General features: G+C 73.9%; 16 protein-coding genes. 9 read left to right on the top strand and 7 right to left on the bottom strand.

Annotated elements, in window-relative coordinates; genetic code table 11:
- Positions 1–13: 13 nt before the first annotated feature.
- Both ACIO92_RS19000 and ACIO92_RS18995 read left to right on the top strand, forming a co-directional pair.
- Positions 14–691, top strand: coding sequence for a ThuA domain-containing protein (locus ACIO92_RS19000; RefSeq protein ID WP_401237135.1), 678 nt, complete (start codon positions 14–16; stop codon positions 689–691).
- A 157-nt stretch (positions 692–848) separates the two neighbouring features.
- A complete protein-coding gene (locus ACIO92_RS18995; RefSeq protein WP_366444519.1) occupies positions 849–2,246 on the top strand; it encodes an NADP-dependent succinic semialdehyde dehydrogenase in 1,398 nt (465 codons plus the stop codon).
- Positions 2,247–2,651: 405 nt separating this feature from the next.
- On the opposite strand, the gene ACIO92_RS18990 is transcribed toward ACIO92_RS18995, so the two are convergent.
- The 3 genes from ACIO92_RS18990 to ACIO92_RS18980 form a co-directional block, all read right to left on the bottom strand.
- Positions 2,652–3,680 carry a PHP domain-containing protein gene (locus tag ACIO92_RS18990; RefSeq protein ID WP_402281976.1) on the bottom strand — a complete coding sequence of 343 codons (1,029 nt, stop codon included), beginning with the start codon at positions 3,678–3,680 and terminating at the stop codon, positions 2,652–2,654.
- 169 nt (positions 3,681–3,849) lie between these two features.
- A complete protein-coding gene (locus tag ACIO92_RS18985; RefSeq protein ID WP_402281978.1) occupies positions 3,850–5,958 on the bottom strand; it encodes a SpoIIE family protein phosphatase in 2,109 nt (702 codons plus the stop codon).
- A 128-nt stretch (positions 5,959–6,086) separates the two neighbouring features.
- Positions 6,087–6,548 (bottom strand): hypothetical protein, encoded by a 462-nt coding sequence (locus ACIO92_RS18980; protein ID WP_366444522.1) that lies wholly within the window; start codon positions 6,546–6,548, stop codon positions 6,087–6,089.
- 271 nt (positions 6,549–6,819) lie between these two features.
- Between ACIO92_RS18980 and ACIO92_RS18975 the strand changes: the two genes are divergently transcribed.
- Positions 6,820–10,506 (top strand): ATP-binding protein, encoded by a 3,687-nt coding sequence (locus ACIO92_RS18975; protein WP_402281980.1) that lies wholly within the window; start codon positions 6,820–6,822, stop codon positions 10,504–10,506.
- 207 nt (positions 10,507–10,713) lie between these two features.
- Here the strand turns inward: ACIO92_RS18975 and ACIO92_RS18970 are convergent, their stop codons facing one another.
- Positions 10,714–11,628: a siderophore-interacting protein gene (locus tag ACIO92_RS18970; RefSeq protein ID WP_402281982.1), complete on the bottom strand. Its 915-nt coding sequence runs from the start codon at positions 11,626–11,628 to the stop codon at positions 10,714–10,716.
- Positions 11,629–11,894: 266 nt separating this feature from the next.
- On the opposite strand from ACIO92_RS18970, the gene ACIO92_RS18965 reads away from it, so the two are divergent.
- From ACIO92_RS18965 to ACIO92_RS18955, 3 genes are all read left to right on the top strand, one after another.
- On the top strand, positions 11,895–12,095 hold the full coding sequence (locus ACIO92_RS18965) for a hypothetical protein (RefSeq protein ID WP_366444525.1): 201 nt from the start codon (positions 11,895–11,897) through the stop codon (positions 12,093–12,095).
- Positions 12,096–12,404: 309 nt separating this feature from the next.
- A complete protein-coding gene (locus ACIO92_RS18960; RefSeq protein ID WP_402281985.1) occupies positions 12,405–13,595 on the top strand; it encodes an acyl-CoA dehydrogenase family protein in 1,191 nt (396 codons plus the stop codon).
- A 212-nt stretch (positions 13,596–13,807) separates the two neighbouring features.
- Complete coding sequence (locus tag ACIO92_RS18955) at positions 13,808–14,800, top strand: TSUP family transporter (RefSeq protein ID WP_366444527.1); 993 nt, start codon at positions 13,808–13,810, stop codon at positions 14,798–14,800.
- 176 nt (positions 14,801–14,976) lie between these two features.
- On the opposite strand, the gene ACIO92_RS18950 is transcribed toward ACIO92_RS18955, so the two are convergent.
- The gene (locus tag ACIO92_RS18950; RefSeq protein ID WP_401237139.1) at positions 14,977–15,306 is read right to left on the bottom strand and encodes an NHLP-related RiPP peptide; all 330 of its coding nucleotides are present in this window, start codon (positions 15,304–15,306) and stop codon (positions 14,977–14,979) included.
- Between the two features lie 32 nt (positions 15,307–15,338).
- Positions 15,339–15,671: an NHLP-related RiPP peptide gene (locus tag ACIO92_RS18945; protein ID WP_366444528.1), complete on the bottom strand. Its 333-nt coding sequence runs from the start codon at positions 15,669–15,671 to the stop codon at positions 15,339–15,341.
- A 103-nt stretch (positions 15,672–15,774) separates the two neighbouring features.
- Here ACIO92_RS18945 and ACIO92_RS18940 point away from each other — a divergent pair, with 103 nt between their 5' ends.
- Both ACIO92_RS18940 and ACIO92_RS18935 read left to right on the top strand, forming a co-directional pair.
- Complete coding sequence (locus tag ACIO92_RS18940) at positions 15,775–16,965, top strand: putative peptide maturation dehydrogenase (RefSeq protein ID WP_402281988.1); 1,191 nt, start codon at positions 15,775–15,777, stop codon at positions 16,963–16,965.
- A 279-nt stretch (positions 16,966–17,244) separates the two neighbouring features.
- Positions 17,245–17,964 carry a maleylpyruvate isomerase family mycothiol-dependent enzyme gene (locus ACIO92_RS18935; RefSeq protein ID WP_366444530.1) on the top strand — a complete coding sequence of 240 codons (720 nt, stop codon included), beginning with the start codon at positions 17,245–17,247 and terminating at the stop codon, positions 17,962–17,964.
- A gap of 73 nt (positions 17,965–18,037) precedes the next feature.
- On the opposite strand, the gene ACIO92_RS18930 is transcribed toward ACIO92_RS18935, so the two are convergent.
- A complete protein-coding gene (locus ACIO92_RS18930) occupies positions 18,038–19,378 on the bottom strand; it encodes an AarF/UbiB family protein (RefSeq protein ID WP_366444531.1) in 1,341 nt (446 codons plus the stop codon).
- 145 nt (positions 19,379–19,523) lie between these two features.
- Here ACIO92_RS18930 and ACIO92_RS18925 point away from each other — a divergent pair, with 145 nt between their 5' ends.
- Positions 19,524–20,720, top strand: coding sequence for a HEAT repeat domain-containing protein (locus ACIO92_RS18925; protein WP_401237142.1), 1,197 nt, complete (start codon positions 19,524–19,526; stop codon positions 20,718–20,720).
- The last annotated feature ends 14 nt before the right edge of the window (positions 20,721–20,734 follow it).

Genomic DNA, 20,734 nt, shown 5'->3' with positions numbered 1-20,734 from the left:
CGGAGACCGCCGAGTGCCGACCGCCCCCGACGTACTGATCTACACCCGCACCACGGGCTACCGTCACGCCTCGATCCCCGACGCGGCCGCCGCGCTCACCGAGCTGGCGGCGGAGCTGGGCCTCGCGGCCGAGGTCACCGAGGACCCGGAGGCCTTCACCCCCGGTGGTCTCGCGGGGCGCGCCGCCGTCGTCCTGCTGTCCACGACGGGCAACGTCCTCGAACCGGCGGGGCGGGTCGCGTTCGAGGCGTACCTGAGGGGCGGCGGCGCCCTCCTCGCCGTGCACGCGGCGGCCAACGCCGAGCCCGACTGGCCCTTCTACGGGGAACTGCTCGGCACCCGCTTCGCCGGACATCCGGAGATCCAGCCCGGTACGGTCCTCGTCGACGACCGGACCCATCCGGCGACGGCTCCGCTGCCGGAGCGCTGGGAGTGGACGGACGAGTGGTACGACTTCACCTCCCTGCCCGAAGGGCCCGTGCGGGTCCTCGCCCGCGTCGACGAATCCACCTACCGGGGCGGCACGCACGGCGCCGACCACCCGCTGGTCTGGTGCCGGTCCGTCGACCGAGGCCGGGTCTTCCTCACGGCCCTGGGCCACGCCCCGGAAACCTACCGATCGCCCCTCTTCCGGGCCCACTTGAGCGGCGCGCTGACCTGGCTGACGGACGACCGACCGGACCCCGCCTGAGCCCCATGGCGCCTCCCGGGTCCCCCAGGTCCGGGAACGCCCTCCGGCGGGGCCGATGCCTTCCGGTCACCCCACCGCCCCGCCCCTGTTGCGAGGCCCCCCGCTTCGCGGAAGGTTACGGACGGGGGACCACGGCAGGAGCAGGAGGAAGCAGGCCATGGGCATCGCCACCGTGAACCCCGCGACCGGCGAGACGCTGCGCACCTACGAGGCCCACGGGCCCGAGGAGGTCGAGCGCCGGATCGCCGCCGCCCACGACGCGTACCGCCAGTACCGCACCACCTCCTTCGCCGACCGCGCCCGGCTGCTCCGCGCCGCCGCCGCCCTCCTCGACGAGGACAACGAGGACATCGCCCGCACGATGACCCTGGAGATGGGCAAACCGATCGCCGCCGCCCGCGCCGAGGCCGCCAAGTGCGCCAAGGCGATGCGCTGGTACGCGCGGCACGCCGAGGAACTCCTCGCCGACGAGCACCCCGCCGAGAGCGACGTCCAGGACTCCGGCGCGGACGTGGCCCGCGTCCACTACCGGCCCCTCGGCCCGGTCCTCGCCGTCATGCCGTGGAACTTCCCGCTCTGGCAGGTCGTCCGCTTCGCCGCGCCCGCGCTGATGGCGGGCAACACCGGCCTCCTCAAACACGCCTCCAACGTGCCGAGGACCGCGCTCTACCTCGGGGACCTGTTCCGCCGCGCCGGATATCCCGAGGGCTGCTTCCAGGCCCTGCTGATCGGCTCCCGCGAGGTCGAGGCCGTGCTGCGGGACCCCCGGGTCGTCGCCGCCACGCTCACCGGCAGCGAGGCCGCCGGACGCGCGGTCGCGGCCGTCGCGGGCGACGAGGTGAAGAAGACCGTCCTGGAACTCGGCGGCAGCGACCCGTTCGTCGTCATGCCCTCCGCCGACGTCGTCGCCGCCGTGAAGACCGCCGTCACCGCGCGCGTGCAGAACAACGGCCAGTCCTGCATCGCCGCCAAGCGGTTCATCGTCCACCAGGACGTGTACGACGACTTCTCCGAGCGCTTCACCGCCGCCATGAACGCCCTCGCGGTCGGCGACCCCTTCGACGAGTCCACCGACGTCGGGCCCCTCGCCACCGAGCAGGGCCGAAGCGAGCTGGAAGCGCTCGTCGACGACGCGGTACGGCGGGGCGCCACCGTCCTGTGCGGCGGGCACCGGCCCGAGGAGCCGGAACTGCGCAACGGCTGGTACTACCGGCCCACCGTGCTCACCGGGATCACCCCCGAGATGCGCGTCCACCGGGAGGAGGCCTTCGGACCGGTCGCCACGGTCTACCCGGTGAGCGACGCCGAGGAGGCCGTGACCCTCGCCAACGACTCCCCGTTCGGGCTGAGTTCCAGCGTCTGGACCCGATCCCCCGAGGACGTCGCGCTCTTCGTCCGCGACCTGGAGGCCGGAGGGGTCTTCGTCAACGGCATGACCGCCTCGCACCCCGCGCTCCCCTTCGGCGGGATCAAACGCTCGGGATACGGCCGCGAGCTCTCCGGCCACGGCATCCGGGAGTTCTGCAACGTGACCACGGTCTGGCAGCGCGCCTGACGGGCCTCGCGTCTCCGGCGGCGCGCCCGTCGGGCGGGCCCGGAGGCCTGCGGAACGGGGGCGTCCTCGGACGGCGCCCCTGCCGGAAGGCGCCCCTTCCGGTGGCGTGCGCGTCTGCGGGACCCGCCCCCTGGCGATGCCTGCCGGAAGGCCCCGTCCCGATGGCGCGCGGATCGGCGAGAGCCGTCTCGCGGTGCGTCCGCCGGAGTGCTCGCGTCTCCGCCGACGTGCCCGACGGAGCTTCCCCGCGGCGCACTTCCCGGCTGCGGGCCCGCTCCCCGCCCGCCCGGCGGCTGCGGGGCCCCACCCTCCCCCGCGGTGTGCCCGGCGACCGGGCAGGCCCGCGTCCGGCGGCGGAAAGGTCCTCCCGCACAGCGCGCCCGCCCGCCGGGGGAGGACCCGCCCTCACCCCCGCGTCCACTCCAACAACCGCTCCACCGTCCAGGTGTTGACCACCCGGGCCTCCGGTACCCCGCACTCCTCGGCCCTCGCACAGCCCAGGATCTGCCATTCCAACTGGCCCGGCGCGTGCGCGTCCGTGTCCACGGCGACGTACGCGCCCGCCGCCACCGCGAGCCGCAGCAGCCGACGCGGCGGATCGAGCCGCTCCGGACGACTGTTGACCTCCACGGCCGTCCCCGACTCGGCGCACGCGGCGAACACCCGCCCGGCGTCGAACTCCGACTCGGGCCGCAGCTTTCCCCCCGCCACAAGACGCCCCGTGCAGTGCCCGAGGACGTCGAGGCGCGGATCGCGCACCGCCCGCTCCAGACGGCGGGTCATCGGCCCCGCCGCCATCCGCAGCTTCGAATGGACCGAACCCACCACCAGATCGAGCCGGTCCAGCAGCTCGGGTTCCTGGTCGAGCGAACCGTCCTCCAGGATGTCCACCTCGATCCCGGTCAGCAGCCGGAACGGCGCCCACTCCTCGTTCAGCCGTGCCACCACGTCCAGTTGCTCCCGCAGCCGCTCCGGCGACAGACCGCGCGCCACCGTCAGCCGGGGCGAATGGTCCGTGAGCACGGCCCACTCGTGCCCCAGACCCGCCGCCGCACGGCCCATGTCCTCGATCGACGCCCCGCCGTCCGACCAGTCCGAGTGCAGATGGCAGTCGCCGCGCAGTGCCGCCCGCAGTGTCTCGCCCCCGCCCGTGGGACCTGCGCCGGTCCCCAAGGACTCCTCCAGCTCGGCCTCGAGGCGCGCCAGATACTCCGGCACGTGACCGCCGAGGGCCTCGCTCACCACCGCCGCCGTCTTCGGCCCGAGCCCCTTGACCGCCTCCAGGGTCCCCGCCGCCGCCCGCCGCTCCGCCTCGCCCGGAGGCAGCGCGTCGAGCACGGCCGCGGCGGTCCGGAAGGCCCGCGCCCGGTACGTCGGGGCCTGGGCGCGCTCCAGCAGGAACGCGATGCGCCGCAGCGCTGCCACCGGATCCACCGTCCAACCTCCTCAGCAACCGCCCGCGAGGACGCCTCGCGGCCACCGTCCCGGGCCCGCTCCCCGGCCGCCGCCGGTGGAGACGTATCCCGGCCACCGCCGGTGAGCCCGCTCCTCGGACCGCCGCCGGAGACGCTCCTCGGACCGCCGTCCCCCAGGGGGACGCCCTTCAGCCACTGCCTTCCACGCCTTCCACGCGCACACTGCCCGGCACCGGTACCGGCAGCGCGATCGGTCCGATCTCGCACCACACCGCCTTGCCCTCGCCGCGCGGTTCCACCCCCCACCGCGAGGCCACGGCGTCGAGCAGCAGCAGGCCCCGTCCCGAGGTCGCCGCCTCGCCGGGGGTACGCCGACGGGGCCACACGCTCGACCGGTCCTGCACCGAGAGCCGTACCCGCCGCACCGGCTCGGGCAGCACCTCCAGGGTCAGTACCGCGCCGCCCTCGGTGTGGAGCAGCACGTTGACGAGCAGTTCACCGGTCAACAGCTCGGCGTCGTCGGAGAGTTCCGGCATTCCCCAGTCCCGCAGGGCCTGCCCCACGGCCGCGCGCGCGTCGGACAGGCCCTGCGGATCGGCCTGGTGGATGTACTGGTGGATGCGGGGCGCCCGGTGCGTGCCCGGGTCCGGGCTCCGCCGCAGCACGAGGAGGGCCACGTCGTCGCCCGAACCCCAGCGCTCCCACAACTGCTCGGACAGATGGTCGGCGAGCGCCTCCGCCTGCGGAGGACCGCTGCTCACCGCCTCCGACAGGGCGGCGATACCGGTGTCGATGTCCGCACCGGGCTGTTCGACGAGCCCGTCCGTGCACAGGACCAGCGTCTCCCCGGGCACCAGGTCCAGCCTGGTCTCGGGGAACTCCTCGTCGCCGAACACGGTGGCGAGACCCAGCGGAAGCCCGCCCCGCAGCTTGGGCTGCCCGACCCGGCCGTCGGTGTGCCGGATCAGCGGCCCGAGGTGCCCGGCCCGTACCGCGCGCAGGGTGCCCCCGGCCAGGTCCACCTGCGCGTACGTACAGGTGGCGAAGCGGTTGGTGTCGAGGTCGGCGAGGAACCGCGAGGCGCGCGCCAGGACCGTGGACGGGGCGTGGCCCTCGCCCGCGTACGCGCGCAGGGCGATCCGCAGCTGCCCCATGATGGCGGCGGCGTGCGTGTCGTGGCCCTGGACGTCGCCGACCACGATCCCGATCCGGCCGCGCGGCAGCGTGATCACGTCGTACCAGTCGCCGCCGACCTGCCGCCCGCTCCACGCCGCGTGGTAGCGCACCGCGATCTCGCCCCCGGAGATCTCCGGGATGCGGCGCGGCAGCATGGTCTCCTGGAGGCCCGTCGCCAGCTCCCGCTCCTCGTCGAAGAGGATGGCCCGCTGGAGGGACTGGGCGACGATCGCCGCGAGACCGAGCGCGAGATTGCGCTCGTCGGGGTTGAAGGACGTACGGCCCCGGTAGAAGAGGGCCATTCCGCCGAGGGACCGGGCCTGCGCGACCAACGGCAGGTAGCAGGCGGACCGGAACTCCAGCCGTTCCAGGTACGGGGCCAGCTCCGGGAAGTCCAGCCCGAGCGAGGGGAACGACGACACGAACCGGGGCCGTCCGCTCAGCACCGCCTCCGCCAGCGGCATCCCCCGGTCGAGGCGGCGGAGGCGCAGGTCGTCGAGGACGTCGAGGGAACCACCGCTGAGCGCGATGATGTCGAGCGCGCCGTTCTCGACGAGCCCCAGCGCGAGACCGTCCGCGCCGAGCCGGGCCAGCCCGCCGGGGCCGGTGAGGGCGGCCGTCACGTCGTCCACCGTCACCGCCCGCGACAGCGCGTTCGTCGTCCGCTCGACGATGCTGGTCTGGAGCTCGCGCTGCTTCTCCAGCTCCCGCACGAAGGCGAACCGGGTGACCTCCGCGGTCGTGTCCCGCACGACACCCACGATCCGGCGGGCCCGCCCGTCCGGCGAGCGCAGGATGCGTGCCTGGACGTGCGTCCAATGGGGTGAGCCGTCGCTCTGCGGGATGGGGAAGTGCGCGGTGTACGAGACCTCCCCGCCGGTCACGGCCACCCGGATGATCTCTTCGAGACGGATGCGTTCGGCGGGGGTCAGCCGGGCCAGGAGCGACACCGGGCGCCCGTCGAAGGCGCACGGGTCCACCCCGAAGACCAGCAGCCCGGACTCGTCGACGTCGATGGTGCGCCGGTCGAGGTCCCAGTCGAAGCTGCCGGTCCTGTTCATGGCGAGCCATTCGGCGGGCTCGATCACGCCCCTGCGCGTGCGCCGGTCTTCCTCGGTCATCCCCCCCATTGTCGAACCCGGGCCCCGCCGACGCCATGGCGACGGCCCGGCGTGGCGCGAGTTCGCCGCGCGGGCGCCGGCGGTCGTGGTCCGCCCCGGACCCGTTCGGGCCCCGCCCCCTCGTCCGTCTACGGGCCCGGCGCCTGCGGGCGGTCCGCGGTGGTGCCGTCGGGCTTCCGGCCGAACGCGGCCTCCAGGACGGCGGGCAGGTCCGCCTCGGCGACCGTGGCGCGCACCTCCGCCAGCACCCGGCGAAAGTCCTCGTCGGCGATGACGCCCAGGTGCTCCTGGCGGAGCCGGTGGACGATCGTGACCAGATCGGGTCTCAGCCCCATCCAGGCACGGGAGGTACGGATCTCCTCGTCGACCTGACGCATGAACCAGCGTATGACCTCGTAGGGGACGTCCGTGTGCTCCGCGTGCTGGTTGAAGCACACCGTCGGCTCCCGGGCCGGATCTTCGTCGGGGACGATCGCGGTCATGAGGGTCCGTCGCCCGGAGACGAGGTCCAGTTCCAGGTACCAGGCGTCATCGGGCACGGAGTACGTCACGGTGATCGCGAAGTCGTGGTCGGGGTGTCGCAGGGCCATCGGCGCATGTTGCCACGCCGGACAGGGGAGCCGCCTCCCCTTATCGTGCGGCTCGATGCGGCTCGATGCGGCTCGATGCGGCTCGATGCGGCTCGATGCGGCCAGGTGCGGCCCGTGGGCGGCGCCCCCTTCCCCCGGCGCCGGGGGCGGGCCCGGTCGGCCCGGAGGGCGCGCGGACCACGGACACCGTCCGGAGGGAAGTCAGCCCAGCCGCCCCCCCCCGCTCGCCCTCCCCGCCCGCCGCGCGCCCTCCGCGAGGCAGAATGGCCCGGTGCAGCCGCCCTACCGCGTCCTCGGCCCCAGTCAGGTCCTCCGTGCCGACGACGGGACGGAGGCGCCCCTGAAGGGGGCCAGGCTCCGGGCGCTGCTGGCCGCGCTGGCCGCGACGGGCGGCCGGGCGGTCGGTGTCCGCGCGCTCGGCGCCCAGATATGGGCCGACGACGACCCGGGCGCCTCCTCCGGGCAGGACCGCACGGCGGCGCTCCAGGCCCTCGTCGGACGGTTGCGCCGGGCTCTCGGCCGGGACGCCGTCCTCTCCGGGCCCGGCGGCTACCGGCTCGCGGCCGAACCGGACGACATCGACCTGTACCGCTTCGAACGGCTGGCCTCCGAGGGGGCCGGGGCCCTCGCCGCCGGGTGCCCGGAGCGGGCCGCCGTCCTGCTGGACGAGGCCCTGGGGCTGTGGCGCGGGCCCGCCCTCGCCGACCTCCCGGGCCGGGACACCGACCCCCTGGTCGTACGGGTCGAGCAACGGCACCGGCAGGCCCGGCGCGACCGGCTCGCCGCCGAAGTGGCCCTCGGCCGGTCCGCCGGGGCCCTCGCGCCCCTGGCCGCCCTCGCCGCCGGACAGCCGCTCGACGAACCCCTCCAGGCCCTGCGGATGAGAGCGCTGCGGGCCGCGGGCCGACCGGCGCAAGCCCTGGCGGCGTACGAACGGGTCCGCGCCGACCTCGCGGAGCGCCTCGGCACCGACCCGGGGCCCGAACTGCGCGCCCTGTACACCGAACTCCTGGCCGCCGGGGCCCCCGGGCCCGACGCCTCCCCGCCGCCTGCCCCCGGCGCCCCGCCCCGGCAGAGCCTGCCCGCCCCGCTCACCTCGTTCATCGGACGCGACGAGGAACGCGCGGAGCTCGCCGCCGCGTGGGACGGCACCCGGCTCGTCACCCTCACCGGTCCCGGAGGGGTGGGCAAGACCCGGCTCGCCCTGGAGGCGGCGGGGACGTACGCGGGCCCGGCGCACCTCGCCGAACTCGCCTCCGTACGGGAGGAGTCCGGTGTCGCCGCCGCCGTCCTCACCGCGCTCGGCGGGCACGAGACCCTGCTCCGGCACGGCCCGCCCGTTCCCGGGACCGCGCGGAAGGGACCGTACGCCGAACTGGTGGAGAGGTGTGCGGGGCGGCGGATGCTGCTCGTCCTCGACAACTGCGAGCACGTGGTGGGCGCCGTCGCCCCCCTCGTCCACACCTTGCTGGCGCACTGCCCCGGGGTGACCGTCCTCGCCACGAGCCGGGAGCCGTTGGGGGTGCCGGGCGAGGTGGTACGGCCGCTGGGGCCGCTGCCGCCGGACGCGGCGCTGCGGCTCCTGGGCGAGCGGGGCACGGCGGCCCGGCCGGGCTTCTCGGTGGAGGAGGACCGGGTGGCCGCCGAGGAGGTGTGCCGACGGCTCGACGGGCTGCCGCTCGCCCTCGAACTGGCCGCGGCGCGGCTGCGGGTGCTGTCGTTGGGGCAGATCGCCGAACGTCTGGACGACCGGTTCCGCCTGCTGACCTCGGGGGCGCGTACGGCACTGCCGAGGCAGCGGACCCTGCGGGCGGTGGTGGACTGGTCGTGGGACCTCCTGGACGCGCCCGAGCGCGCGGTGCTGCGACGCCTCGCGGTGTTCACGGGCGGCGCGGACCTGACGGCGGCGGAAGCGGTGTGCGGGGGCGTCGGTACGGTCCCGGCGGCGGAAACGGGATCCGGGACGGGCGTGAGCCTCGCTCCGGACACCGTCGGCGGCGTATCGGCAGCCCCCGGCGCACGGGGAACGGGCGGAGTGCCGACCGGGTTCGAGGTGCCCGGGGCGTCGTCCGAGGCGCCGGAGGCGTCCGATGGCCGGGCGGCGCACGGCGTACCGGAGACGTCCGGCCCACCGGCGGGTCACGAGTCGCCCGAGCTTCCCGGCGTACCGGTGGCGTCCGGCGTACGGAAGGCACTCGACGCGACGGACACGCCCCGGGTCCCCGAGCTCTCGGGCGTATCGGCGCTGGAGGGTCCCGCTGCCGGAATCCCGGAGGGCGACGGGCCCGGGGCGTCCGGTGTGCTGGACGTCCTCGCCGCGCTGGTCGACAAGTCGCTGGTGGTCGCGGGACCGGCCCGTGACGGCGGCGGAACGCGGTACTCCCTCCTGGAGACGATCGCCGAGTACGCGCGCGAGCGGCTGGCCGGGTCCGGCGAGCGCGCGGCGGTGGAGCGCGGGCACCTGACCCACTACCGGGAACTGGCCCGACGCGCCGAACCCGCGCTGCGCGGACCGGAACAGCTCGCCGCCATCGAGCTGCTGGAGCGCGAGCACGGCAATCTGCGGGGCGCCCTGCGGACCGCCGTCGCCCTCGGCGACGAGCAGGAGGCGCTCTGCCTGGTCCACTCGCTCAGCTGGTTCTGGCAACTGCGCAACCACCGCACGGACGCCAGGACATGGGCGGCGGAGGCGGCCCGGCTCGGCCCCGACCCCTTCGCGGAGCCCGTACGACCGGCCGGACCGCTGCACGGGCGCTGCGTGGACGTGCCACCGCCCTGGTCGGGGGAGCGCCTGCGGGAAGCCCGGCGCGGCGGACACCTGTACGCCCTCGCGACCCAGAGCGACGGGGCCACCACCGCCCTCGAACGCCCCGGGGCCCGCGACCGGCTGGCCGCGCTCGTCACCGCGTACCGCCCGGGACTTCCGCAGACCTGCCGCCAGCCGGGCACCATGTGGTACTCGGCCCGGCTCATGACCGGCGAGTTCGCCGGTCTCGACGAGACCCTCGCGGCCGTCGTCCGGGACTGCCGCGACCACGCCCCCGGCTGGGACCTGGCCTTCGCCCTCCTCACCCGCGCCAGACTCGGCGGCCACGGTCCCGACGCGGCCGAGGCGCTCGCCCTCTTCGAGGCGGCGGGCGACTCCTGGGGCGTCGCGGAGTCCCTCGCCGCCCGGGGCGAGGCCCACGAGCGCGACGGACGGACGGCCGAGGCCGCCGCCGACTTCGCGCGCGCCGCGGACGCCGCCGCCCGCGTCGGCGCGCGGTCCCAGGTCCCCGTCTTCACCGCCAGGCTCGCCGCCGTACGCCTCCGGCTCCGCCCGGACGGCGACCCGGCGGCCGAACGCCTCCTCGCCGAGGCCGCCGAAGCGGCGGGGGAGTGGGGCGCCGAAGCGGCGGGCTCCGCCCGGCTGCTCCTCGCCCAGCACTACGGAAGCACCGGGCGAACCGCTCTCGCCAGGACTCAACTCACTTACCTGGAAAGGGAGTTCGGTGAGGTGACCCCGGCGCTCTTCTGGGGCCTCGTCGGCGGGACGTGGGCCTGGCTGGACTGTACGGACGGGGCGTACGACCGTGCGCTGGAGCGGCTCGCCCGCGCGGTCCGGGACGTGGAGACCCTCGCCCACCAGGTGGCCCCCCGTCTGGTCGTGGCCCCGTGCGCGACAGCCGCGTGGGCCCTGGCCGGGCGAGGCGGCCCCGGTGACGCCGAGACCGGGGCGCGGCTCCTCGGCGCGTACGACGCCCACGCCGACTCCGGGCGGGACGGCGGCTTCCGGCCCTTCACGCCCGACACCGAGGCACTGATCAGGGCCCGCGCCGAGGAACACCTCAGGGGCGCACTGACCCCGGAGGCGTACGGGCGCGGCCGGGAGGCGGGCGCGGCACTCACGCTCAGGGCCGCGGCGCGGCTCGTCCGGGGCGCGGGAGGCGGGTCCCGGTCGGAGGAGCGCTCGCCTTGACCGGAGCGGTCGCCCCGGCCTGATCCGTCGCCTCGGTCCGAGCGGTCGTGTCGGTCCGGGCGATCGTTTCTGTGGGAGCGCCCGCCTCGGCCGGAGCCCCGGTGGGGGCGGAACCCCTGGTCCCTGACGGGCCCGGTCGGCCCGCTGCGCTCCGGGCCGGACGGTCCGTCCCCCCCTCCTGGGCCCGTCCGGTTCGGCTCATCCGGCTCATCCGGCCGAAAGTCGTTCCCGGGCCTCCGCCAGGTCCTCGGGGGTGGGCGCGTCGTCCTGGGTGAGCCTGCGGCGCCAGTATCCGGAGAAGTGGACCGAGCCTCGCTCGACGCCCCGCTCCTCCACCAGGTGCCGACGCATCGCCCGTACGGCCGAGGCCTCGCTCGCGAGCCAGGCGTACGGGCGGCCGTCCGGCCACGGGTCGGCCCGCAGGGCGTCCACCGGCGACGCGGCGGCGGGCAGCGGGCGCACGGTCAGGTCGGCGGCCGTCGGCAGGGCCTGTTCCTCGGCCGGGTCGGGGAGGTGGAGGTAGGCGACGGCCCGGCGACCGGGCGGGAGGGCGGCCACGACCGTGGCGAGCGCGGGCAGGGCGCAGGCGTCGGCGTACAGGAGGGTCCAGTCGCCCGCGGCGGTGTCGACGGGCACCGCGAAGGCCGGGGAGGGCCCGAACATGCCCAGCACGTCCCCGGGCCGCGCGGCCCGCGCCCAGCGGGTGGCGGGCCCCTCGGCCCCCGCCCTCTCCTCGGCCCCCGCCCCCTCTGCGGTCCCTGCCCTCTCTTCGGCCCCCGTCCTCTCCTCGGCCGCGTTCCCGTGCAGGAAGAAGTCGACGTCGACCGTCCCGGCGGCCGGGTCGTGGGCCCGGAGGGTGTAGCTCCGCATCCAGGGGCGCCGGTGCTCGTGGAGCGCCGCGTAGGCCGCGTACCAGCGCATGACGTCCCCGTCCGGCCCGGCGTCGGGCAGTACCGGACCGGACTGGCCGGGCCGTGGGAAGAACAGCTTCACCTGCTGGTCGGGCCCGGCGAGCGCGAACCCGTCGAGATCGGGGCCGCCGAGGGTGATCCGGCGCGTACGGGGGGTGAGGGACCGGGCGGCGGTCACGTGGAGCCGGCGGAGGGGGAGTGGTTCGGGCACGGATGCTCCTCAGGAAGTACGGGTCGGGTGGACCGGGCGCGCATCGGCCACGCGCCCCACTGTCCCCACCCCTGTCGACACGGCACCGACACGCCGCCGACACCGGGACGGCCCGGCGGTGGCGGTGGCGGACCGGGTGGCGGGCGCGGTCTCCGCCCGACGGCGGACGGACGGCCGCACGGGGCCGGTGCCGGGCCGGTCCCGGATGCGCCGTGCGGGGCCGGACACCAGAATGGCGAGTGCCGGAAGAACTCGTAGGAGGCGGCATGAACGCTGAGCCCGACAAGACGTCCCCGGGGGAGCACCCGACGCCCGACCGGCTGCTGCACGCCGGGTCGGAGGGCGAATTCACGGCGGAGGACCTGGTCCTCGCCTCCGGGCGGGACGTGAACCCGAAGAACCTGGCCTGGGCGGAACGACGGATGGCGGAGAAGGGACGCGCCTCCATGGACGAGCTGCTGCCCTGAGGCGGCGGGCGGATCCGCGTCACCCGGAGAACCAGGCACTCCCCGGAGAACCAGTCACCCGGAGGGCCCGGCGTCATCCGGCGGCTACCGCCCGGTGGTCCTGACCACCGGGCGGTAGCGGCTCGGCGCCGCCCGGCCCCGGGTGTCACCCTCCCCCGGAGGCCCCGGTGCGGCACGACCGTGCCGGGGTCCCGGGCCGTCCGGGGCCGCCCCGAGGCTTCCGCATTTGTGGAACACGTTCTACCGTGGCCGCCGTCGCGCGTCGCACCGCACGGAGGACGCCGCAGGACCGCGCCCCGGGAGGCCCCCATGCACCTCGAATACACGCCCGCCCAGAACAGCCTGCGCGCCGAACTGCGGGCCTACTTCGCCGAGCTGGTCCCGGAGGACGTCCACACCCGGTACGGGGACCCGGCCGCGCAGAAGCGCTTCTACCGCGAGACCGTGCGACGGCTCGGCACGGACGGCTGGCTCGGGGTGGGCTGGCCGACCGAGTACGGCGGGCGCGGGCTGACCCCGATGGAGCAGTTCATCTTCTTCGACGAGGCGGCCCAGGCGGGCGTACCGCTGCCGCTGATGGCGCTGAACACGGTCGGCCCCACCATCATGACGTTCGGCACCGACGAGCAGAAGGCGTACTTCCTGCCGCGCATCCTCTCGGGCGAGCTCGACTTCGCGATCGGGTACAGCGAACCGGACGCGGGGACCGACCTGGCCGCCCTGAAGACCCGCGCGGTCCGGGAGGGCGACACGACGACCGGGACGTACACCGTGAACGGCCAGAAGATCTGGACCACGAACGGCGACACCGCCGACTGGGTCTGGCTCGCCGTCCGCACCGACCCGGACGCCCCGCCGCACAAGGGCATCACGATGCTGCTCGTGCCGACCGGCGACCCCGGCTACTCCTGCACCATCATCAACACCCTCGCCTCCCACGACACCACCGCGAGCTACTACGACGACGTGAAGGTCCCCGCCTCGCACCGCGTCGGCGAGGAGAACAAGGGCTGGCGCCTCATCACCAACCAGCTCAACCACGAGCGCGTCACCCTCGCCGCGCACGGCACGATGGCGATCCGCGCGCTCCACGACGTCCAGCGCTGGGCCGCCGGGACCCTCCTCACCGACGGACGGCGGGTCATCGACCTTCCGTGGGTCCGCCGCACCCTGGCCCGCACCCACGCCCGCCTCGACGCGATGAAACTCCTCAACTGGCAGATGGTGAGCGCCGTCCAGCGCGGCACGCTCACCCCCCAGGACGCCTCGGCGGTCAAGGTCTACGGCTCCGAGGCCCGCCGCGACGCGTACGCGGCCCTGATGGAGGTCGTGGCGGCGGCGGGCGCCCTCAAGGAGGGCTCGGCGGGCACGGTCCTCCACGGCGAACTGGAACGCGGCTACCGCTCGGCGGTCATCTTCACCTTCGGCGGCGGCAACAACGAGATCCAGCGCGAGATCATCTCCTGGATCGGCCTCGGAATGCCGAGGGTCCGCCGCTGAGGCGGTGGGGCGGGGCTTCGCGGTCGGCACGGACGCGGGACGACCGGCACCGGCCGGATCCCGCCGGGGGCGTTCTTCCAGGGTGCTGACTCGTGGGACTCCAGGGTCGTCACGGGTTCTCCGCGCTCTACGATGCGGCCACGCCTGATGGACGAGGGTCGACCGAGGGGGAGATCGTTGTGACTGGCCGTGTGAGGGTGCGTCGGGTACTGATGGTCAACGCGGCTCTGGCCGGGGTGGTCTGGCTGGTCTGGGCCCTGGTGTGGGGTGCGGAATACTTCGACGTCCTCGCGGAGAACTGGCGCGTGGCGGTGACGATGGTCTTCGGCTCCCTGGTGGGCGGCGGGACCAGTGAGGGCGGGGGCGCGGTCGCCTTCCCGGTGATGACCAAGGTCCTGGTCGTTCCGCCGGACCAGGCCAGGATCTTCACCTTCGCCATCCAGTCGATCGGCATGTCGGCCGCGTCGCTGTCGATCCTGCTGTGCCGGATTCCCGTCGAGAAGAAGGTCATCCTGTACGGCTCGGTCTCCGGGGTGGTGGGAGTCGTGCTGAGCGCCACGCTGATCGCCCCGAACGTGCCGCTCCCGGTCGTACGGGCGCTGTTCACCATGCTGCTCGTGGCGCTGGCCCTCGCCCTGGCGGTGCAGCTGAAGCAGCGCGGCTACCGGCGCAATGCGAGGATCCCGGCCTGGAGGCCCCGCGAGAAGGGCGTGGTCCTGGGAGCGGGCTTCTCGGGCGGGCTGCTCAGCGGTGTGGCGGGCGTGGGCGAGAACTGCGTGATGTTCCTCCTGCTGGTGCTGCTCTTCCGGGTCTCCGAGAAGGTCGCCACCCCGACCACCGTGATCATGATGACGGTCGTGTCCATCGCCGCCTTCCTCACCCATGTCCTGGTGCTCCGCGACTTCACCGGACCGGTCGTCGGGTACTGGACGGCGGCGGCTCCGGTGGTGGCGGTGGGCGCTCCGCTCGGGGCGTGGATCTGCACGCGGCTGTCGCCGCTCACCATCAGGGCCGTTCTCTTCGTCCTGATCGCGGCCGAACTGATCAGCACCGTACTGCTGGTCCCGTTCACCCCGTTCATGGTCGTGGCCAGCGTCGTCCTGCTGGTGCTGTTCACCGCCGGGTGCGTGGCCCTCGTCCGTATCGAGCGCTACGCCGCCCCGTCGCCGGAGCCCGAACAGGAGCTGGCTCCGGCGAGGGTGTGAGCCCCGAGAGGACGCCGCGGGCACCCGGCCGGCTCGACCGGGTGCCCGCCCCGCCCTTCACCGTCCTTCAGCCGGGCAGGGGCCGAAGACCCCGTGCGACCCGCACGGTCCGGGACGGCGCTGGACGGCTCGGGACCGCTCTGGACACGGCTTCCCGGCCGAGGCGCGGATCGCGCTCAGCCGGTGCGCAGGACCGCGTGCATCGCCCCGGCTTCGAAGGCGTGCGGGTTGGTGTGGCTGGCATCCGACATCAGGTGCGCCTTGAGCGCCTCGCGCGCGGCGGCGATGTCGCTCTTGCTCGCCAGCTCGTCCACGACCAGACAAGGCAGCCCCGAGGTCTCCCTGAGCCGCGCCGGGTCGGCGTCAAGACCGGCCCGGACCAGCGCCGCGTGGCGATCGCCCTTGAACAGTTCGCGGAACGCGTCGTCGGTCGCGAGCAGCTGGAGCAGCCGGTCGGCGACCTCGGGCGGGATCCGCAGCTTGGTGTCGGACACGGTCGGTGGCATGGTGTTTCCCCCTGACGGGTCGTCACGGAAGGTCAGTTGAGGCGCAGTACCGCGTGCGTCGCCCCGGACTCCAGGGCGTGCGGGTTGCTGTACGCCGCGTCGGCCAGGAGGTGCGCGCGCAGTTCCTCGCGAGCACCGGCGATGACTTCCTTGCTGGCCAGCCGGTCCACGGCCAGACAACTGAACGGCGAAGCCGCGCGCAGTCGTTCTTCGGACAGGGCGCAACCGGCCTCGACCAGGGCCGCGTGGCGGTTCCGCGCGAACAGACGGCGGAAGCGGTCGTCGGTGCTCAGCAGATCGAGCAGACGATCGACGACATCGGCCGGAAGGTGCAGCTTCTCGTTCCCCACTACCTGAGTCGGCATGATAAAAACCATAGCCGACCATCGTGTGGCACGGGAGCCTTGCCGTGGCGCCGTCGACACCGGATCCCGCACTCCGGATCCGCCATCAGCCGAACGGATCCCGATGCGCATTCGCCGTTGTGCCGTGCTGTTCCTGGAGCCCCGCGAAGACGTGCGCTTCGACCTGGACTCCCTGCTGACCGGAGGCGCCGGACTGAGCCGCACCCGGCGCTGGCTGGCCCTGGCCGCGCATCTCGACGCGGAGGTCGAGGTCGACGCGCCGCACCGCGAGCTGCTCGGCAGGCTGAGCCCCGGCGCGTGGCACGAGACCGACGCACTGGACGCCGAGGAATCGGCCCTGGTCCCCGAGTTGATCGACAGCGGCCTGGTGATCTCCGACGACGAACGCCACACCGCCCACCGCGAACGCGACGACGCACTGCGCGCCGGTCACTGGTGGCCGCCCGCGGCGATGATGCACCGGCTCGCACGGTGGGAGGGCCTGGACAGCGTCAGCAGCATGGAAGCCAACGAGATGACCACCGCCGCCGATCTGCGGCGCAAGCTCGGCCCGCCGCCCACGCACGCGCTCGGTCGCGGGGACGCGGCGGACCGGGTGCCACTGCCCCGCATCGACGGCAACGAGTTCGACGCGATGCTGGCGCGGCGCGCGACCTGCCGGAACTTCGACGGCGAGCGGGCGTTGCCGCTGGCGTTGTGCGCGCACATGCTGCAGCGCGTGTTTGCCGCGCGGTCGCAGGTGCGCATCGACGACGACACCGTGTTCCTGAAGAAGCACACGCCCTCCGGGGGCGGTCTGCATCCGACCGAGGCGTATCTGATCGTGCAGAACGTCGAGGGTCTCGCGCCAGGGCTGTACCACTACCACGCGGTCGATCACGCTCTGGAGCCCCTGCCCGCCCCGGACGAACCGCTGGAGCGGTTCGCGCGCCGCGCCCTGGCCGGTCAGCACTGGTTCTCCGACGCACCCGTGCTGGCGGTCCTGGCACCGCGATACGCGCGCAGCTTCTGGAAGTACCGCCACCATGCCAAGGCCTACCGCGCCCTGGTGCTCGACAGCGGGCACCTGTCCCAGACCCTCTGTCTGAGCGCGACCGAACTCGGTCTCGGCGCCTTCGTGACCTCGGCGATCAACGAGATCGACATCGAGAACGGATTCGGCCTGGACCCGCTGGCCGAAGGGCCGTTGGCGATCTGCGGCTTCGGCTGGCGCGCGCACAGGATGACCACCAGCGAGTTCGATCCGGCCGGGGAGGTCTGGCTGCGAACGGCGGACGAGGCCGAGGAGGGCTGAGTCCGGGATCTTCGACGGGCCGCTCCCCCCGGGGTGTCCGACCGCACCCGCCCCCTGACATGCTGGGCCGTACGGCCCCCGCCGCGCCCGCCGCCGTTCGTCCTTCCGGCGAGGACCGGAGCCACCGTGGTCGGTGCCGCGTGCGGCGCGGAGCCGCACCGGGCGCCGGGAGCTGTCGAACGAGCAGGCGCCCGAACCACCCCCGGCACATGTCCGTCCACGACGGCCTCGGGCCGGGACGGCCGATCAGCGAACGTCGCCCCTGGAGGAGTCAGCCGGATGACCGACAAGACCGATGGACTGTTACCGGAAGCCGTCCACCACCTCACCTACCGCGCCTGCCGGGAGAACATCACCCGGCTCGTCACCCCGGACCCCCAGGTCGCGGAGCTCCTCGTCCCGGCGTGTCCCGGCTGGAGCGTGCGCGATCTGGTCGGACACCTCGTCGAGGTCTGCCGGATGGCCGTCGACGAGGACCCGGGTGAGATCAGCGAGCCACCGGCCCCGCCGCCCGGCATACCCCTCGACGAACTCCTCGCCACCTGGGCCGAGTTGGATGATCAGCTGCCACGGGTGCTGCCGGGCATGGACTGGCTGCGCCGCCGTGTCCTCCCGCTGGACGCGCTCTCGCACGAGCTGGACATCCGTGCCGCCCTCGGCATCCCCCTGCCCGATCGCCACCCCGCCCTCGCCGACGCGCTGGATCTCGCCGTCATGGGCTTCACCCTGTCGCTGGACGAGCACGGACTTTCGGCGTTGCGCGTGGAGACGCCCGATCGGGTGTGGTCGGCCGGGCAGGGCGAACCGGCCGTCACGCTGAGCGGAGAGAGCCCGGAGATCTTCCGCGCGCTGACCGGGCGGCGTACGGTCCGGCAGCTCGGCGAGCTGTCCTGGAGCGTCTCACCGGCGACCTGGCTGCCCGCTTTCACCTGGGGCCCGTTCGCCCCGCCGGCGCAGCCCGTGGAGAGGGCGGCGCCCACCGGCCCGGCGCTCCCGTGACGACGGTCGTCGCCGCCCGGGACGCCGGGTGGCGACGACCGCCGGAGCGGGCCGTGTCCGCTCCGGTCTCCGCTCAGACCGCCGTCTCCAGCCGACGGCGGCGCTCACCGGCGGGGCGGCCCGACGCCGCACGGAAGACGATGGGGCGGGCGATGGCCTGGAAGTCCACGTCGGGGTCGAGGCGGCGCACCGTCTGTTCCACCATGAGCAGGGCGAGGAGCGGGAACACGAACTCCGACGAGGCGTAGATGCGGTGGCGCCGCTGGCTGGCGAACAGTTCGGTGGAGAACGCGATCAGGTCGAAGTCCCGGGCGGTGGTGCCGCCGAAGCGGTCGACGAGACGGGTCATGTCCGCGGTGAAGGCGGCGGTGTCGCTGTGCCGGTCGACCTGTTCCGCGCTGGCCAGGACCGCCTCGGCGCAGCGGGGGCCGTTGCGGAAGCCGAGGTTGAGGAAGAACAGGGCCAGGTTCTCCCGCACGACGTCGGGGACGCGGTAGACGAATCCGGCGTCGAGCACGACGACGGAGCCGGTGGGGGTGAGGCGCAGGTTCCCCGGGTGCAGGTCGCAGTGGACCAGGCCGGTGCAGAAGAGCATCTCGAAGACGGCTCGGAGCGTCTGGTCGGCGAGTGCCCGGCGGCGCTCGGGGCTCAGCCGGGTGACCTCGACGTGGGTGCGTACCTCGGGGACGAAGTCCATGACGACACAGGACTCTCCGCACAGTGCCGGTACGGGGGCGGGCACGGTGATGAATTCGAGGGTGGAGAGGTCCTCGTGCAGAAGCGCGAGGTTCCGCGCTTCGATGTCCAGGTCGAGCTGACGGAGCACGCTCGCGCCGACGGCCCGCGCCATCTCGGCCAGGGGGGCTCCGCGCAGGCCCGGCAGGCGGCCCGCGAGCGCGAAGACCGTGCACAGGATGGCGACGTCACGGCGGACCGTGTCGGTGAGCCGGGGGCGACGGAGCTTGACGGCCACCTGACGGCCGTCCCGCAGACGGGCCGGGTACACGCAGGCGATGCTTCCCGAGCCGAGGGGTTCGGTGCGCAGGTCCGGCAGCGACTCCGCCCAGTCGGGGCCGAAATGCTCCACCAGGGCCTGGTGGACGTCCCGCGGCCGCATGGGTTCGACGCTGTCGTGGAGGCGTCCGAGCGCGGCGCAGGCGCGTGGCGGCAGGACGTCCTCGCGGGTGCTCGCGATCTGCGCGAACTTGATGAACGCCGGGCCCAGCCGCTCGATGATCCGGGAGAGCTCCTCGGGCCACTCCTCGGCGGTGGCCCGACGGCCCCTCAGACGCTGCCAGTTGCGCCGGGCCAGGTGGCGGGCGGTGCCCGTGGTGACGGTCGACAGGATCCGGCCGAGACGCAGCAGGGCGGCCGTGGTGGTCACGGGCAGATCAGCGGGATGGGCTCGTTCCATATGACCACACGTTCCTTAAGTAGACGATCTAGTTCTCTGTCTCCAGTCAGGGTTTCACGGCGGCACCCTGCTTGACAGGGTCCATCTTGCTTAGTTTTTATATAACTACCTCGCATGGGGTGCACAACCTAACTGCGGAGGAAACATGACGCAATCGATCGAATCCAGGCTGCAGGAAGGCCTGGTGGCGCTCACGCCGCCGCCCCCGAGCCGGTACAACGACCCGGCGGAGTACCTGGACTTCGCCCGGCCGATCACCGAGAAGTTCCTGCCGTACGACACCCGGAGCGACAGCGAGCTGCGCGAGGTCTCCGAGGGTCACGAGAGCCCCCTGGAGCGCGAGCGCGCGCTGTGGGAGCTCGCGGACCGCAGCCCGGAGGAGAGCCTGGCGTTCATCGACCAGGTGATCGGCACCGAGACGGACCGAACGGTCCGCTCGGGCGCGCTGTGGCTGGCCCTGCGGTCGGCCGGCCCCAGGGCCCTGAACGTGTTCGAGAAGTACGCGACGGACGAGGACCGCGAGGTCGCCGACTGGGCCCGCGTGCTCACGGGTGACATCACGGGCGCGAAGCCGCGGCGCCTCTACGACGAGGCGGAGGTCGAGGAGACCGGGTACTTCGACCAGACGGTGCCGCTCATCATCGGCGGCCGGGTCGTCATCGTGACGCCGGGCGTCGGCGCGGTGCGCGCGGTGCTCTCGCCGCTGTGGTTCGACTCGATCCTCGGCCGTGTGCTGGCGAGCACCAACGTCTCGACGATCCGGACCGACCTCACCGTCGAGAAGGAGCTGAAGGGCCTCAACGCGGACGGCTCGAACCACTACGAGATCTTCCCGTTCCGCGGGCTGAGCGTCGAGTACGACGGGCGCAACCTGGAGCACAACTACCTCTCCGAGACGCTGCGTCCGTTCTACCCGAGCGGCTTCGTCGGCAAGGGCGAGATGGTCGAGGTGCCCGTGTCGCTCGGCCGTATCGCGCTCACCTCACTCGCGCACAAGGGCGAGGTGGCCATCCACGGCGACGGTCCGCGCGCGCAGCGCCTGCGCGAGGCCGACATGCCGTTCGTCCAGAGCGTGCGCGGCCGGTACTACGGCTGGGCCGCCGTCAACCTGGACCGCACCTTCGACCGTGGCATCGTCGGCGCCGGCGACGTGCAGCTGTCGAACCCGACGGACCCGATCGCGGGCCCGATGACCAACGCGAAGCTGTACGGAACGTTCCGCGGCAAGTCCGGCGACTACAGCGGCGCGGGCCGTTACACGCTCAACTCGATCAAGTGCCACGGTCGCCCCGACGGCAAGATCGACGTGGTCGGGAACGGCGCCGAACTGGCCGCCGAGTGATCTGACCCCCTGAT

Origin of the sequence: Streptomyces sp. NPDC087215 (assembly GCF_044744885.1) — a bacterium.
Classification (GTDB): Bacteria; Actinomycetota; Actinomycetes; order Streptomycetales; family Streptomycetaceae; genus Streptomyces.
The sequence above is the reverse complement of the archived record's forward strand: the minus strand, read 5'-3'. Positions and strand labels throughout refer to the sequence as shown.